The organism is Labilibaculum filiforme (assembly GCF_002843315.1).
Taxonomy (GTDB): domain Bacteria; phylum Bacteroidota; class Bacteroidia; order Bacteroidales; family Marinifilaceae; genus Labilibaculum; species Labilibaculum filiforme.
Genome location: NZ_MVDD01000017.1, coordinates 34,541 through 53,352, shown reverse-complemented (window position 1 = coordinate 53,352; position 18,812 = coordinate 34,541). Strand labels below are relative to the sequence as shown.

Annotated in this window: 5 protein-coding genes; 2 read left to right on the top strand and 3 right to left on the bottom strand. The window is 36.8% G+C overall.

Annotated elements, in window-relative coordinates; translation table 11 throughout:
• Window positions 1–216 precede the first annotated feature (216 nt).
• Window positions 217–8,217, top strand: a complete 8,001-nt coding sequence (locus tag BZG02_RS16925) for a PKD domain-containing protein (RefSeq protein ID WP_101262935.1) — start codon at window positions 217–219, stop codon at window positions 8,215–8,217.
• A 10-nt stretch (window positions 8,218–8,227) separates the two neighbouring features.
• Here the strand turns inward: BZG02_RS16925 and BZG02_RS16920 are convergent, their stop codons facing one another.
• Entirely contained in the window at window positions 8,228–10,678 is a 2,451-nt protein-coding gene (locus BZG02_RS16920; RefSeq protein ID WP_180335764.1) for a sensor histidine kinase, read from the bottom strand.
• Window positions 10,679–11,202: 524 nt separating this feature from the next.
• Between BZG02_RS16920 and BZG02_RS16915 the strand changes: the two genes are divergently transcribed.
• A complete protein-coding gene (locus tag BZG02_RS16915) occupies window positions 11,203–11,958 on the top strand; it encodes a hypothetical protein (RefSeq protein ID WP_101262933.1) in 756 nt (251 codons plus the stop codon).
• A 437-nt stretch (window positions 11,959–12,395) separates the two neighbouring features.
• Here BZG02_RS16915 and BZG02_RS16910 read toward each other — a convergent pair whose 3' ends face one another.
• Window positions 12,396–14,849: a PAS domain S-box protein gene (locus tag BZG02_RS16910; protein WP_101262932.1), complete on the bottom strand. Its 2,454-nt coding sequence runs from the start codon at window positions 14,847–14,849 to the stop codon at window positions 12,396–12,398.
• Window positions 14,850–15,314: 465 nt separating this feature from the next.
• A complete protein-coding gene (locus BZG02_RS21065) occupies window positions 15,315–18,755 on the bottom strand; it encodes a hypothetical protein (protein WP_218972284.1) in 3,441 nt (1,146 codons plus the stop codon).
• Window positions 18,756–18,812 lie beyond the last annotated feature (57 nt).

The following is an 18,812-nucleotide window of genomic DNA, read 5'->3' as shown; positions in this document are numbered from 1 at the left end:
TGCATCTATCTCCTTATTATTTTTGCTAGATACATTAATAATAGTTTTATTGTGATAAATTAATCAATAATTTGGATGAAAACTTGAAATGACGATTACAAAGCCTATGGTAGACAAGCCAAAATACTCCACATAACAGTAAACAGTATAATGAAATGTACTGTTTATAACAAACAAATAAAACAAGCCAAATAACAACTGAAAAACCAACTATAAATGATTTATTCTCACTCAACTAAAATTCAAAACCTACTTAAAAGTTCATTCATTTTCCTCACTCTTTTAATCAGTTTTAATGCCTACGCTGCAGATCCTCCAAACTGTAATTTTGGTGATACCGACGGCTACTTTTATCATTGGGATTTTAGTGCTACAAATCTAAAGTTCGATTTTGAATTGAAAAATCTTACAGACGCAACAATTACGGCTAACATTACCAAATATAAAATTGATTGGGGTGATGCATCGGCAATAGAAACCATTACCAATGGAAATTTTCCTAAATCCCACCCCTATAAAACACAAGGTCAATTTGAATTAAAAATTACAATTACACACTTAGGAATCGAATATCTTTACGAGTATAAAGTATATAATACATTCCCAACTGTTACCTTAGATAAACTCGAAGGAAATAAAGGATGTATCGGACAAAAATTTGTTTTTCAAATTAGTAATTATGAAGAAAACCCATCTACAACTTTATATGCTTGGTATTTTGATGATACTGATGAGTACATTGACTGGACACACAAAGAAGCTTTAGAAAATGATGGGAAAATCAGCCATACTTACTTGGTAGGATCTTGTAGCGAAGAAGGCGATAGAAACCATTTTAATGTAACAATGACACCGTCTATCGAAATAGGTAGCAATGAATTAAAAGATACAGGTACTGGAATTAATGGAATAGAAATTTCACAACCAACAAGTATTAGTCTTTCCCTACAGGTTGGAAAAATAGAAGAATCAATAAACTCCACCCATACTGGTTGCATTAACAATACCGAATTTGAGTTTGACAACACCTCAGATTATGGACTTCAAGGCAGTAAATGCAAAGAAACCGATGAACACGGATGGATTGTAACAAAATATGAAGATGGAATCGAAGTTGGAGATGCTGTATTAGGAACTGATTATTACTTTGCAAAAGGCAATTCAGATTCCAAAGGAGATATTTCAATAAAATTTTTACAAACCGGAACTTATAAAATATCTTTTTATCTAAAGAACTCTTGTAGTAGCGATGCAGATGTTACTATGGAAACTACCGGAGAAATTAGCATCTACGAAAATGAAAATACAAGCACCTATACACCTCCTAATTTTTGTCTTGCCGATGGAGAAACTGTAAGTTTCACAACCGAGGAAGATGCAGCTATTGAAGCCTTGCAAAAGACAACATATCTTTGGTCTTCTTCAGCCACATCTTATACTTTTGAAGAAGGGACTACCAAAAACAGTAAAGACCCAAAAATAAAATTCAACGAGGCTGGAAAACATATCGTATCTCTGCAAAAAGAATCTCTTTGCGGTATCGAAAATTATGAATATGTAGTAGAAGTTTCGGATGTACCCATTGTAAGCATCAACAATTTATCGGACTTAATTGATAATGGACATTGCGGAACATTTACTTTTAGCCCAACAGCTGACTTTATAGATAATGGGAAGGAGACATTCGGTATAGAAGACAATGTAATCGATCAGTACAAATGGACTTTTACTAACAATGGAACAATTACGACTTCATCAGATAAAGATCCTAAAAACATAAGCTTTGATAAAGTTGGAAAATCGAGTATTAGCTTAAGAGCTCATAACACTAAATGTGGATGGTCTTCTGATGATCTATTGGAATTTGAAATCTATGAAATACCAACACCCGTAATAGACCGAGTAGATCAAGCCTGTCAGGAAGAAGAAATAAACTATTCTGCCCAACCCGATGGTATGGCATCTTACCAATGGACTTTTGCAGATGGAACTGTAAATAACAATAAAGAATGTACACACATCTATCCTACTGCGGGCACTTTCACAGATAAACTTACTGTTACATCAAGTGATGGGTGTAGTAATTTCGTTGAAAAACTAATTACAATTATAGCCAAACCAACAGTTAATGCTGGAACCGATCTATCTATTTGTAACAACGATACTTCTTTTGAAATAACCGATGCAAATGCCAAAGATTATCTTACAATTGAGTGGACAACAAATGGAGATGGTACTTTTTTGAATAAGAACGCCACAAAATCTACCTACAATCTAGGGACTGAAGACCTAACAAAATCGACAATAGAATTGACCTTAACCGCTACAGGTAATGGAACTTGTGGCAATGAATTTGACAAAAAAACAATCACAATTACCCCTTCACCTACTGTAAGCTTAGACAAGGCTACTGATAAAACCTGCCAATCGGCCACCTATATTATTACAGGTGCAAGTGTGGAAAATGCTAAATCGCTAAAATGGACAGCAGATCAAGCAGGAATTTTTTCTGATCAGAATATAGAAAACCCAAGCTTTACTCCTGCTTCTGATTTTTCGGGCACAGTTAACTTAACTCTAACGGCTTACGGAAATGGAACTTGTGCTGAAGCTCAAAAATCTTTTGAACTAGTAGTTGTAAAATTACCAACAGTAGATGCTAAAGAGGATATTGACATATGTGAAGGCGAAAATGTTAACTTATCTGGAACTTCAAGTAGCTCTGCTATTAAATGGCTAAGTTCAGGCGATGGAAAATTTTCTGACGAAAACAGTTTAATCAGCACTTATACGCCAGGTACTAATGATATTAAAAATGGCTCTGTAATTTTAGAATTGCAAGCATTAGGTGATGCTCCCTGTATTGTTTCTGATTTAAAAACAATAACTATTTTTAAAAAACCAAGTGCAAATGCTGGTGCTGATGCAAGCATGTGTAAAACAGATGTAAATTATACCATTCAGGCTGGAACTGATCCTAGCCTAGCTCAAGCGACTAACTATAATAGTCTTTCATGGACCAGTTCGGGTACAGGTAGCTTTACCAACAATACAATTATTAATGCCACTTACATTCCTACAGAAAAAGATTTAACTGATGGAAGTGTGGAATTAAGTCTTGAAGCCAAACCCAATAGTGCTTGTCCAGATCCGGCCATTGATAAAATGACTTTGACCTTTACTGACGTACCAGAAGCCATTGCCGGAGTTAACATCAAAGGGTGTCAGGCTAGCAAAATAAGTCTAGTTGGAACAGCTAAATATCATTCAAGCGTATTATGGACTAGTTCGGGAAAAGGTGTTTTTGAAGATCCGACTCAATTAGCGACAAACTACCAACCAGATCCTGATGAAACAGGAAACTACACCTTAACACTTACAGCGACCTCTACAGGTTCGTGCGATCCGGTTTCTGATGCTCTACAATTGACCTTAATTGGAAAAGTAACAGTCGAAGCCGGAGATGATGGGGAAGTTTGTTCCAATGGAATTTACAATATAACTACAGGAAAAAATGGAGCAAGCACTTATTCCTCTGATGATATTTTATGGACTAGTGATGGCGATGGAAGCTTTGAAAATGCAAATACAATTAATGCAAGCTACACCCCTGGAGCAAATGACATCATCAAAAAATCAGTAAAATTAACTTTAACGGCTCAGCCTTTAGCTCCTTGTATTCAAGATCAATCTGATTTTATGACCCTGAACATCACACCTGCCCCAACAGCTGTTGCAGGCAAAGATAAAGCCATTTGTCAGGGAGAATCTTTTAAAATGGAAGATGCAAGCGTAGAAAACACCTCCTCTTTACAATGGAAAACATCCTCAACAGATGGGTTCTTTGAAAATGAAACAAGTCTTACTGCCACCTACCACCCAGGGAAAAATGATATAGGCAAATATACTCTTACATTAGTTGCAAACGGAAATGGATCCTGCTCATTCACTCAAGATGAGCTAGAGTTAAATATCACAGCAGCACCTACCGTAAGCATTGAAGATAAAGTAACTATTTGTGAAGATGGTAATTATGAAATTAGCAGTGCCATTACAAATAATAGCCCAAGCTTTTCATGGACCACCACTGGTTTAGGAACACTCTCAGATACTGATGGCCTATCACCAACTTATCAAACTGCAGTAGATGAAACTGGTGACATAACTATCTGCCTAACTGCAGAAGGAAATGGTAAATGTAGTTCTAGAACAGCTTGTTCCACTTTAACTATTACTCCTCATCCTTTTATTGAGGCTGGAAATGACGGTGAAGTTTGCTCCAACCAAAACTACACAATGAATGTTGGTAGTAATGCAGGTCAAATTAAAGCAGAATCGTGGTCAAGCATTGAATATCAAAGTTCGGGAGATGGTTTATTTATCGATCAAGATGGATTAAAAGCTACTTATGTTCCTGGCGATAAAGACAAAGAAAACAAAGAGGTTGATATCACCATTAAAGCACACGCTATAAATCCTCCTTGCGATAACTATGCAGAAGATGTAATGAAATTACGAATTACTCCTGCACCAATTATGAATGCTGGAACAGACGATAAAATTTGCCAGGGAAATACGTATCAACTAGTAAATTCAAGCGAACAAAACACATCTAATTTAACTTGGACGAGCTCCGACGGAGGTGGCTTTTCCGATCCCAATACCCTTCAGCCAATCTACTCTCCAGAAACAAATAAAACAGGAAATGTAATTCTTACCTTAACGGGAGAAGGCAATGGCTCATGCTCTGAAGCTTCAAATCAAATGACCTTGCTGATTGTACCTATTCCTAAAGTTAAAGCCGGAGATGATGCGAGCATTTGTTTTAATAAGAATTATGACCTAACTTCTGCAGTTGCAAGCTCATTTTCTACCATTAAATGGACCAGTAGTGGATCAGGTACATTCAGCGATCCTGCAGAATTGAATCCAACCTACCTGCCAAGCGAAGAAGATTATAAAAGTGGTAATGTAAAACTGACCATTACAGTACAAGGACTTACACCTTGCTTGATGGATGCTAAAGATGATTTAGAGTTAAATTTTATTGAGGCTCCTTTTGTTTCTGCAGGTAATGATGATGAAATTTGTGAGGAAAATGGAAAATATACAATCAAAGTAAAAAGCATAGACAATCCAACAGGTTCCGATGCAAAAGACGTTAGTTCTTTTATCTGGGAAACAGATGGAAAAGGATCCTTACAAAACAGTAACACGCTATCTCCCACATACATACCTGCATTATATGAAACCGGCACAATTCAGTTGACTATAAAAGCAGAAGGATTTTCAAATTGTGGACCTATTGAAGACACAATGGAATTAACAATTATTCCAACTCCTGTTCCTGATTTCAACATTGGAACAAGTTGTATTGGAAGTACTGTTTCTTTCGAAGATATAAGTACTAACGGAGATTATTCGATCGAAAAATGGGCATGGAATTTTGGAGATGGAAATAGTTCGGAAGAACAAAACACAAGCCATGAATTCTCAGAAATTAAAGATTATACCGTTACATTATCGGTTATAAATAATAAAGGGTGTACTTCTAAAATCAGTAAAACAGTAAGTATTCATCCCTTACCTAAGGTGAAATTCACACATGAGACTTTTGCTGCAATAGATATTCCTACAGTCTTTAAAAATGAAAGCCTTAATGCAACTAGTTACCAATGGAGTTTTGGGGATACTGGCAGCTCATCTGAAATGAATCCAGAACATACCTATTTACTACCAAACACCTATAAAGTAATTTTAGAAGCAGAATCGAAATTTGGCTGTTTTAATTCTGATAGCTCATTAATTGAGGTAATTGGGAAACCGGTTTCTGGATTTACGAAAACACCTGACGGATGTGGCCCCTTAACGGTTGATTTTACCAATACATCAAAGGGAGAATACATGAGCTACTCTTGGGATTTTGGAAATGGAACACATTCAACAGAATTTACTCCTGATCCTGTTGTTTTTCAACCTGGAACCCTCAGCGATACCACTTACACGGTTGTTTTACATGTTACAAACAAAGCCGGAACATCAACTTTTACAGATTACGTAATTGTAAAACCATTGCCAATACCATTATTCGAAATCTTACCAAGCTCTTATGGTTGTTCTCCGGTAGTTCGTAGCATTTTTAATCATTCAAAAGGTTTACCAACCAACTACCATTTCGATTTTGGTGATGGAAACACCTATGAATATGATGTAAAGGATATTGAACGCCCATTCGATCATACTTTCCTAACTGATGATACCAAAACAATCTATACAGTAACACTTACTGCAAGTAACGAATGTGGAGACAAGTCAACAACAAAGGACATGACTGTTTTTCCAAATACTGCAGTGGCTGTGTTTAAGGCCGATAAAACGGAAGGATGTGCTCCATTTACGGTTGCCTTTGAAAATTTATCAACGGGTGCTGGAGATTATTTAGAATCGGATTGGATTTTTGAAGATGGCAAAGTAGATATAAGAGATACAAAAGGGGAAACAGTTTACCACACCTTCGATAAAGGAGGAATTTACAATGTTCAGCTTTCGGTACACGATACATGTGCTACCGATCAAACAACACAGCAAATAATTGTTCATTCTGCTCCAGAAATAGATTTTGAAATCGGCCTGGATAATCTATGCGATCAAGAAATAATAAGCCTTTTTATTAAGGAAGAATTGAAAGATACATTTACCAATTTTACTTGGAATTTGGGTGACGGAACCACAAAAAAAGGCACACAAATCACTCACACATACACTTCTGCACAAACTTACACAGTTCAGTTAGCTGCAATATCTCTTGAAAATGGCTGTGAAAAAACAACCAGTAAAGAAATTGTAATCAACAAGAAACCTCATGCAGAATTTACTCTTTCAAATGTTGAAGGATGCGAACCACTTAAAGTCACTTTTTCAAACACATCAACCGATGCGAACTTTTACCAGTGGGACTTTAAGGATGGAGCTAAAAGTACAGCAGAGAATCCTGAGCATACTTTTTTAGATGGAAATTATGAAATTTCTCTTATTACAGAAACAACATCGGGTTGCTTAGACACAATGACAGCAGCAATAATTGTACATCCAAAACCAATTGCCGAATTTACAATAGCTGATGAAATTGGTTGTTCCTTACCATTTACTTTAAATGTAACAAACACCACAGCCAATAAAGATCTTAATTCATATACGTGGAATTTTGGCAATGGCACAATAAGTAATCAAACAGATCCCTTAAAAGAGATTTTTACGGATTACGGCAATTTCTTGATCACATTAAAAGCTGAAAATAAATTTCTATGTTCCGATACTTCAAGCTACGAGTTTGTAATTTATGAAACTCCGAATCCTGCGTATCAACTCATCTCTAAAACAACATGTGAAGGAGAAATAATCGAATTTGAAGACATATCAAGTCATTCAGAACAATCGTACTGGGAATTTAGCGACGGCTTTAAAACAGAAGGCAAAACAGCAAGTCATATTTTTTCAAACTATGGCAAATACGATCTCTTCTTAAAAAGTACAGGCCAAGGAAATTGTACCGATAGTATCTTCATTAAGGAAGCAGTTACTGTTTATCCTACTCCAAATATCGATTTCACCTGGGAAAATCTCAATACTCTTCCCGATGGAGTTGAATTGTCGGCAACTGAAATTCTACCCAACAATGGTACTGTTCAATTTGTTAATTTAAGCAATGAAGTTGAGGAGGATTGGATGGACAAAAAATGGTATACCTACAAATGGAATTTTGGTGACCTAAGTAAATCTCTGGAAAAAAGTCCTATTCATAAATACACCAACAATGGAGCCTTCCAAGTTGATTTATACGCAGAATCGGCATATTCTTGTAAAGATTCAATTACCAAAACTGTTGAGATCGATTTAATGAGTGGTTTATTTGTTCCTAACGCTTTCAATCCAGGCAATCCCGATCCTCAGGTAGCCTTATTTTTACCGAAGGGAATTGGCTTATTTAAATACCAACTTGAAATTTTAGACAGTTGGGGTAATTTTATATGGGGATCGGACAAAATAGAAGAAGGTAGACCTGCCGAAGGTTGGGATGGCACAAAAAATGGTGAAGTAGTCCCTCAAGGGGTTTATATCTGGAAAATAAGAGCCGTATTTACAAACGGTGCAACTTGGCAAGGAATGGAAATTAATGGCAAACATTATCGTGAAGGCTCAGTCACTTTAATTCAGTAAATACAATTAATCAGAACTTTATTGGATGCGTAAAATAAAAGGTAGAACCCTCGCCTACTTGCGATTCTACCCAAATTTTACCACCCAATAGTTCGGTTAAACTCTTCGATATCGATAAACCAATTCCTACCCCATTATAGGTTCTGGCCAAACTCTCATTTGCCTGTCGAAACATTCCAAATATATTCTCTTTCATATCGTCGGGGATTCCAATTCCTGTATCTTTTACAAAAAACTGAAGCAACTCTCCAGAGTTCGAATCAGCATTCAAAATACCATATTCGATGCTTCCTTTTTCCGTAAACTTAAGCGCATTTTTAAGTAGATTCAAAAAAACCTGTTTAAAACGATGAGGATCAGTAAATATAGAAAGAGCCAAATACTTATCCGGAACGTTTAACTTCAAATCGACATGCTCTTTTCCAAGCACTTCTCTCTCCACATTCATTACAACATCAATTTCATATAACAAATTTAGGATACTGCAATTTTCCTGTTTTATTTTCACAGCTCCCGATTGAATTAAACTAATATCGAACAAGTCCTCAACAATATTTAAAAGATTCTGCCCACTCTGATTAATCATTTTGCAAAATTCCACGGCAGTAGCTATATCTGTTTCACTATTTACCAATTCGGAAAAGCCAATTACGGCATTTAAAGGTGTTCGTAATTCATGCGACATGGTGGCTAAAAAAACAGATTTTAAGCGATCCGATTCGGTGGCATCGTGCAAAGCTTTCTGTAATTCCTGCTCCGATCGTTTTTGCTCTATCGAGATACTAATTTGATGCGAAACAAGTTCCAACATCTCCTTATCCTTCTCGGTAACCGCATTTTCATGTTCGTAACTTTGAATCACCAAAACACCAATTACCTTTTCTTTTCCTCGCAAAGGCATTCCCAGCCATATTTTTGATGGCTCTCCTCTTAACACAACCTCGCCAAGCCCCTCTAGCTCCTCCAAGCGTTCCACCGTTCCCATAAGGACTTCGTTATGATCTACTACCCATCCCGAAAGTGTTTTTCCTTTATGAAATTTGTCAAATAAATCATGTTGATCGTCGTGATAAGGCAAACTAAACATTTCAGTTTCCTGATCATATAAAGCAACAAAAAAGTTGGTAGTATCGATAATGGCGGATAATTCGTTTCGAATCAACTCGATAAATTCGAATAGAGTGCCTTGTAAAAATACTGCATTCGAAATATCCAATATAATTTTCTGAATTTGCTCCTGTCGTTTCCGCTCCGTAATATCCTCTTTAACCGCCACAAAATTAATAATTTGACCACTTTCGTCCTTTATCGATGATATGCTTGCAAACTCCCAAAATAGCTCCCCGCATTTTTTCTTGTTCTGAAATTCTCCTTGCCATTCTTTTCCCGACTTAATGGTTTCCCACATCGACCGATACAATTCAGCTTTATTATTTCCTGAACTTAAAATTCGTGGGTTTTTTCCCACTACCTCCTCTAAAGAATAACCCGTAAGCTCATTAAATTTAGGATTTACGTATTCAATATCCCCTTTATAGTTGGTAACAACTACCGAAATAGGACTCTGAATAACAGATTGCGATAATTTAAGTAATTCCGTCTTCAAATTTAGATAGTTGCTTACATCACGAATGGAAAGCAAACAAGCTGGTTTTCCTTTAAAAACCGAACATTCAATATGAACTTCCACATCCAGTTCAGAACCATCTTTAGCAATGCCTATCGCTCTAATCCTATCCTTAAATATTTCATGTCCGGTTGAATAGGGACTATGCCAGTATTTTTCTTCTATAATTTTAAAAATAGACATGCCTGACAATTCCGCTTCCGAATATCCAGTTACTTCTGTAGCACGTTTATTTGCCTCCACTATTTTATCACTTGCAATAATAAAAATAGCTTCATTACTAGCATTAGCCAGCATTCTATATTTATTTTCACTTTCCTCGAGCCGTTTATTTATTGCAAACCGATCGAGCACAATGGCTGTTATTTCCGATAATTCTGCAATAAACCCAAGATCTGCCACGCTTGGAGCATTGGGAGTTCGATGATAAATTGCAAAAGTTCCTAACACCTTTCCCGAAGCATCTTTTATGGGTTCCGACCAGCACGATCCTAAATTTGCTGCTTTGGCAAGCTTGTTAAAATCCTTCCAATAAGGATGAGAAGCAATATCTTCAACAATCACCCTCGCACCGGTATAAGCCGCCGTTCCACAGGAACCTATTCCATATCCAATCGGTAATCCATGTACTGCATTATTATAAAAATCAGGTAAATCGGGAGCCGCTCCTACTAACAAATACTTTCCCTCCTCATCCACACACAAAATAGAACAGATGGAACCATGAGCAATATCCTGAGCTTGCTTCACAATTTCGTTTAAAATTGTAAGCCGTGATTCTCCCCTATATAATAAGTCTAATATCTTCGATCGTAGTGCGTTCTGTTCATTCATAAGCCTAAAATACAATATTTCTGCATTTGTAAGCCATTCAAGCAGCATTTATTTTTAAATAAATAAGTTCTATAAATTGATTACAAATACCCCATTGTACTTAATTTAGCACTTTCGTGAGTACTAAAACTTACCAGTTAAATTACAGTTTTTTATTAGTTACATCCCTCTTCTTTTTACTAATACCATAAAAAATCTACATCCCAATTATTTTATCTGATAAAAGAAATCGTTCTTTCTAAAAACAGCACACTATAAAAAGGATAAACTCAAGCTCCACCCATTCAATATAATCATTTACAATCCTCTTTTCACTATGATAAACTTACACCTTTCCTACACCTTGATAAAATAGTACATATAAGTTTTTAGTATTTCATTTATTTTCACTACATTCGATCTGTTTTGTTAAACTATGAGGCTTTAATAATCACAAAAACATTCTCTTACACAACAAAACATATAAATAAACGTGCGGTAGGATTGATGATGGAGATAATACAAACATTTTAAAAATTGGATTTATGTCTGATCAACAAAACTTATTAAATTTATTGGAAGAAATTATCGCTGTTCCCAATAATAAAATCCTGTACAGCGATGTTCCCTACAAAATATTTATAGATGAAGCTGAAAGCTTACATACTCGTGCAAGTATCGATTTGCCTTTGCTTACCCCCTACGGTTTGGTTCCCGACAAGCTAAACCTGTTGATGGGCTACACGGGAGCTTTACGTACCGCCCAATCGAACTGGGAAGCCAAAGATTCCGACAAACAAAAAGCAATACTAGCTTGGGATACCGAATCGCCAGAAATGTATGAATTGCGGGAATTTTTAATTGATCACATGGACTTTGCTTTTCGTAAAGATGAAAATCTGCTAAAAAAAATTAGGGATATTAAAGAAGGCGATTCGCGTCCCGATACCATTCAAGATTTAGCAATTTTAGCAGTCTTGGGAAAAGAAAACGAAGCTCTTTTAACCCCCATTAATTTTGATATGGCACACTGCGACAGAGCCACTGAATTAGCCGACAGAATGGGGACTTTATTGGGCGATATTAATGGTAGAATGTACTACGACGACGAAATTAAAATTATTCGCGACAAGGCATTCACCTTAACCAAAGAGCTGGTAGACGAAATTCGCAGTTATGGAAAATTTGTATTCCGCAAAGATGAAAAATTAGTGAAAGCATATGCCAGCAAATATCATCGCGAACGTCAGATAAAATATCGTAAAAGCAAGCAGGAATCATTAAGCAACAACGAGGTTTAAATTTTAACTACATACTAATTAATAAACTATCGTTGCAGCTGTGCCGAAGGGGACTCTATAAAAGTTCCCTTTTTTTATGCCCCTATTTAAACATAGGAAGGCATTGCTGCCTAGTAACACTTTCTTTCTTGTCACCGATAAAATCTGTGCGAATAATATGGCTGTCTGTGTCCTTCTTTTACTATTCTGCAGAGAAAATATATGTTTCTGTTTGACGCAGAAGCCGTTCCCTGTGACGCAGACACAAATCCGCTTGACGCAGAAGCCGTTCCCTTTGACACAGACACAAATCCGCTTGACGCAGAAGCCGTTCCCTTTGACGCAGACACAAATCCGCTTGACGCAGAAAGAAAAAAGAGAACAATTTGTCGTTAATTTATGGATATAATAATAGTAAACTTTCCCTACTGATAGAATTACAATACTTAGATGGTACACTATTGAATAGTTGCCGGATGTGTAAAGTAGAACACCGAGCCCTCGCCTACTTTCGATTCTACCCAAATTTCTCCACCAAGCAATTCAACCAAACGTTTTGAGATAGCCAAACCGATTCCACAACCCTCATGTACTCGCAAAATTACTTCATTGCCCTGTCGAAACATACTAAAAATTATTTCCTTTACATCCTCAGCAATACCAACACCTGTATCTTTCACAAAGAACTGAAGAGGCAAATCGGACGTCCTATTGTACTCCAACATACCATATTCAATTTGTCCACGCTCCGTAAACTTTAGTGCATTTTTAATCAGATTAAGAAAGACTTGAACCAATCGCTGTTTATCGGTATTCAATATCCAATGGTTCGCAGTATCAGGTATGGTCAATATAAGCTCTAAATGTTCCTTATTCATTAATTTTTGTTCCATCCGAACCAACCTATCAATTTCATTAAAACACTCAATAAGCGTACAATCGTTTTTATCAATCTTCAGCATACCAGCTTGAAGTAACGAAATCTCGAACAAATCCTCAACAATTCTTAATAAATGGTTACCACTTTGGTTGATAATATGACTAAATTCCATAGCCGTTTCATTAGTAGTATTGCGATCTACTAATTCGGAAAAACCAATTATTGCATTTAAAGGGGTGCGCAATTCATGCGACATGGTTGCCAAGAAAGCAGACTTAAGGCGGTCCGATTCGGTTGCATGTTGCAAAGCCATTACTAACTCCTCTTCGGCTCGTTTTTTTTCTATAGAAGTACTAATCTGATGCGCCACCAACTCTAATACTTCTTTATCTTTTTCGGTAATAGCATCTTTATCATCGTAGCTTTGAATTACTAAAACCCCAATTACTTTCTTTTTATTTTTTAATGGCATCCCTAACCAAATTTCACAAGCTTTGCCAATAATTTCCACCTCGCCCCTTACTTCCATTTCTCTCATTTGCTGCGCATTCACAAAAAGAGGAATTTGATGATCGACCACCCAAGCAGATATAGTTTTCCTTTTGGGAAAGGATTCGTAATAGTCAAACTGATCATTCATGCACGGCAAATGAAAGATTTCACTTTCCTCATTGTACAAGGCAACAAAAAAATTGGTGGTGTCAATCAGTTTTCCCAATTCTTTTCTAACGAATAGAATAAATTCTTCGAGCGTGCTTCGGGCCGATGCCGCATTCGAAATATTAAGAATCACCTTTTGTATTTGCTCGTAGCGCTTAAACTCCGAAATATCTTCCTTAATAGCAAGAAAATTATGAATTTGACCACTATCATCGGTGATAGCCGAAAGAGTAACCTGCTCCCAAAATAATTTTCCGTTTTTCTTTTTATTCAGTAATTCGCCCTGCCAATCATTCCCAGTTTTAATGGTATCCCACATCTGTTTATAGGTATCCAAAGGGGTGCATCCAGAGGCAAAAATACGCGGATTTTTACCTTTTAATTCGTCGAAAGAATAGCCCGTAAGTTCTTCAATTTTTGGATTAACATACTCAATATCCCCATTGGAATTAGTAATCAAGATAGATACCGGACTTTGATTAACCGATTTCGACAATTTTTTTAATTCGCGCTGTTCCAATTTTGCCTGAGTTATATCCCGAACCGAAAGCAAACAAACATTTTTCCTTTTATAAACCGATTTTTTAATGCGAACCATAAGATCCAAGCTTGCCCCATCTTTACGAGTCCCTACCCCTTCAAATTCGAACTCATTTTCTAATGAATCATTAAAGTTACAATATTGCCCGCCCTCTTTCTGTATGAAATTTTCAATTGGCATACCCGATAATTCCTGCAATGAATATCCGGTAAGAGTTGTGGCTCGAAGGTTTGCTTCAATTATTTTTCCTATATCAACAATAAAAACGGCTTCGTTACTGGCATTGGCTAATATCTTATACTTTTTTTCACTTTCTTCCAATTGCGTAATCATGCGATAGCGATCTAAAACAATAGCGGTTAAATTGGCCAAATCAGTCATCAATTCAATATCAACAGCAACGGGAGTATGAGCGTTACCATGATAAATCGCAAAAACGCCAAGTACTTTTCCTGATGGATCTTTTATGGGTTCGGCCCAGCAGGAACACAAATTTATTTTTGAAGCGTCCTTTCGAATTTTTTTTAGATAATGATAATTATCAATGTGGTCCACAACTACTCGCATTCCATTAAACGCTACCGTACTGCTGGGACTAATACCCATTTTAATGGGTTGGCCATTTAATGTTTGGTGGTATAAATCGGGCAAATCAGGAGCTGCACCTATTATTAGCTGTTGTGCATATTCATCTACACGCAAAATGGCACAACGCGAACCAGGTACAATCCGTTGCCCCTGCTTTACCAATTTAGTTAGAATGACCCCTTCGGACTCTCCCTTGTACAACAATTCCAAGATATTCGATCGTAATTCCTTTAGTTCATCCATTCTAAAAAAAATATTATAAACACAACTATTACTATTTTAAGCTACTCTAGTCTTCAACGAAAAGTTACTCATTTTCATCCAGCCTTTACTTCCCAACAACAGCATCTTCTTCCTTAGCTTAAAAGAATGCTTTGAAACCTCCTCCAAAATAGAAAAGAATTTATTTCTTGCATGCAAACTTAAACATCCTCTCATTCTCTAAAACACAACTAAAATCTCAATAATATCCTGCATAAATTCCTTATGTTTTTTTGCTGATATTAACCTCTAATTCTATACGGCTTGAGCATTACAAAGTTACTTGTAAGCCCGAATCTAAAGGAATATAACAAAACCTATTTAACATCTACACACATAATTGTAAATTAAAAAATACGGCCTTGATACCTTTAATGGTCTAGAAATAAAAAAAGTGCCACTCCGAAGAGCAGCACTTTTTAAGGTTGCGTATATAAAGAGAAAACTTTATCCTACTAATTTGCTTTTAGGTTTCATCCTGGTAAGCATTTCTTTTGTTTTGATATCCAAACGAGACTCCTTTTCTTCTGGTTGAGTAATCTCGCCAGTAGCTTCCTTAGAAGTTCCACCCAAACTATATAATCCTCTAAGCAGCATAGCTTGCTTTTCTTCGGCAGGAATTGCCTTATAAGCTGCTTTTTTCTCGTCGATGATTCTTTGTTTTTCGTTTTCTTCAGCTTCTACTTTTGCGTAGTAAGCATCTGCTTTCCGATTTTTAAGGAAAGGACCTGCAACAGTTGGGAATAATTCCAATAGTAACATTTCTTTCTCGTTTTCGGCAAGCTTAACACCACCAAACTCTTCCAAAATAGGATTTTCTGGTGATTTGTATTTGCTTACATCAAAAGCAGTAGCTTCGCGCTGTCCACAAATCTTCTGACGGTACTCTGGATCGATCTCGATTGGAGTTTCGCCATATTCCCCTTTCACAAGATTAAAGAATTGGTTGTTTACGTTTGTATATGGAGCTTTACCGCTATTCACATCCAAAACGTAATTTACAGCTTGCACACCAATAATTTGCGATGATGGAGTAACCAATGGAGGACAACCTGCAGCAACACGTACTTCTGGAACTTTCAATAGTACGGTTGGCAATAAATCTTCCAAACCTAATCCTTTTAACTGAGCCAACATGTTGGTATACATACCACCTGGAATTTCAGCAGCTTTCACTTCTTCGTTTGGTGCCGGGAAGTTGAAGAATTTATCGATAGCGTTACAAACCTCTAATAATTCTTCTTCTTTATCAGCTTTTGCTAATACAATTGCTTTATCGAACAATGCATCAATCTCTTTTGGAAGGTAATCAGCAGTAATGTCGAATTCTAATGGGAACATTTTGTACGAATCGAATTCTGCAATTCGGTTACGAATACCCTTTAATTCAGCATTAATTTTAACAACAGCATCTAAATTTACGCCAGTATCCAAGCCTAATTTATCGGCAAAAATCTGAATAATTTCGAAAGCTGGAGCAGCTGGTCCTCCTGCAAAGTTCAGAATGTTTGTATCTACAATATCAACACCATTTACAATTGCCATTAAAACAGCACCTAATCCGTAACCTGGAGTACAGTGAGTATGGAAATCGATTGGTACATTCAATTCACTTTTCATTCTTCTAACAATCTTACCCGACAATGATGGTGGAATTAATCCAGCCATATCCTTCACGGTAATCATATCAGCGCCCAAAGCTTCCATTTGTTTTGCTTTGTTCAAGAAGTAATCTACATCAAAAATCTTCTTAGGCAATCTCTTTCCGGACAGCAATGCTTTCCATCTTTGTTTTCCTGTAAATTTAGGATCAACAGTATAACAAACAGCACAGTCGGCAATACCGCCTGCCTCTTTCATATACTTAATGGTTGTTTCCATGTTCTTCACATCATTCAAACAATCGAAGATACGCATGATACCCAAACCGGATTTTACTGCATTTCTATTGAAACCTTCGATTACTGATTCAGGATATGGAGAATAACCAAACAAGTTTCTACCACGAGATAGAGCTGTTAGGTGAGAAACATCGCCAATTACTTCTTTAATAGACTCTAAACGGAACCATGGATCCTCGTTCAGGTAACGCATTACTGAATCGGGAATTGCACCACCCCATACTTCCATTGCGTAAAAGTTAGCATCCTTATACATTGGAAGCACTTTTTCAATTTCGGCCTGAGGAACACGTGTAGCAAACAAGGACTGCTGACCATCACGAAGGGTAAGGTCACGAATCTTTAGTTTACCGGTACGTTTAACAGCAGCTCTTTCAGCGGCAATTTTCTTACGGTTTACTTCTCGTTGAGCTTCGAATTCTGCTTTACGTTTTCCTTCCAGGTACCCTTTAGCTACCAATGGGAATAACTCCAACAACATAAATTCTTTGTTATCCTTTGCCAATTTCACGTTTCCGAATTGTGGCAATGTTGGATTTTCAGGAGATACATAAGCATCTACATCGTAAGCTACTCGTTCTGCTTTTCCAGTAATTTTTTTACGGAATTCAGGAGCAATCTCGATTGGAGTTGTTCCATATTCTCCTTTTACCAAATTAAAGAACTGGTTGGATACGTTGGTATAAAACGGACGACCTGAGTTCTCATCGATTACACAGTTTACAGCCTGTACACCAACAATTTGAGAAGAAGGGGTTACCAATGGCGGACAGCCAGCGTCCAAACGAACCACCGGTACCACTTCTAACACTCTCTCAAGCAGGGTTTCCAAACCTAAAGCTTTCAACTGGTTAAGCATGTTGGTATACATACCTCCAGGAATTTCCGCATTCTTAACCATTTCGTTAGGAGCTGGGAAATTAAAATATGCTTCAATTGCGTGACATGCAACAAGTAGTTCTGCTTCCTGATCGGCGTTCGCATACTTAATTGCATCATCGAATAACTGATCGATGTTAGCTGGCAATTTATCTTTTGTAATATCAAATTCGATTGGATATTGCTTATAACTATCTACATCAGCCAAAGCATTCAAACGAATCTCTTTCAGAATTTTATTGATTTCAACAACTGTTTTTGCATCACCATCTAATTCAATGCCCATTTTCTGACAGAAAATATAGATCAATTCGTAAGCAGGTGCTGCAGAACCTCCAGCAAAGTTCATGATATTCGTATCGATGATATCCACTCCATTTACAATTGCCGAAAGAGCAGATGCTAATCCGTATCCTGGTGTAGAATGTGAATGGAAATCTACAGGAATATTTAATTCTTCTTTAAATCGACGAATAATTTGCCCTGCAAATGAAGGAGAAGCCAATCCAGCCATATCTTTCAATGAAATCATATCGGCACCCAAAGCTTCTAACTTCTTCGCCATATCTACGAAGTAGTTTAAATCAAAAATTTGATCCGGAAGATTTTTCACTGTTAATCTTTCCAAATCTTCTTTCTTAGTAGGAAATTTTGAATCCACTGTAAAACATACAGCACAATCAGCAATACCACCAGCAGCTTTCACATACTTAATAGTAGACTTCATGTTTTCAATATCATTCAAACAGTCGAAAATACGCATAATACCCAATCCAGACTTAACTGCCTGAGTATTGAAATCTTCGATTACTTGTTCTGGGTATGGACTATATCCAAAAAGGTTACGACCACGAGATAGAGCGGTAAGTTTGGAAACATCGCCTATTTCTTTTTTGATCGACTCCAAACGATACCATGGATCTTCATTAAGGTATCGCATTACTGAATCAGGAACTGCACCACCCCATACTTCCATTGCGTAGAAGTTGGCTTTTTTATACAGATGCAACACTTTTTCAATTTCTGCCTGTGGCATTCTTGTAGCAAAAAGAGATTGCTGACCATCTCTTAATGTAAGATCTCTAACTAATAACTTCCTTTTTTTCATACCCTGACTTGTTTATTTTTTATTCCCAACTATTGCTCGAGAGACTTGCTTAAAATT

Excerpts from the sequence above, each read along its gene's own strand:
- BZG02_RS16915 (WP_101262933.1), top strand. The coding sequence starts at position 11,203 with ATGTCTGATCAACAAAACTTATTAAATTTATTGGAAGAAATTATCGCT.
- BZG02_RS16920 (WP_180335764.1), bottom strand. The coding sequence starts at position 10,678 with ATGAATGAACAGAACGCACTACGATCGAAGATATTAGACTTATTATAT.
- BZG02_RS16925 (WP_101262935.1), top strand. The coding sequence starts at position 217 with ATGATTTATTCTCACTCAACTAAAATTCAAAACCTACTTAAAAGTTCA.
- BZG02_RS21065 (WP_218972284.1), bottom strand. The coding sequence starts at position 18,755 with ATGAAAAAAAGGAAGTTATTAGTTAGAGATCTTACATTAAGAGATGGT.
- BZG02_RS16910 (WP_101262932.1), bottom strand. The coding sequence starts at position 14,849 with ATGGATGAACTAAAGGAATTACGATCGAATATCTTGGAATTGTTGTAC.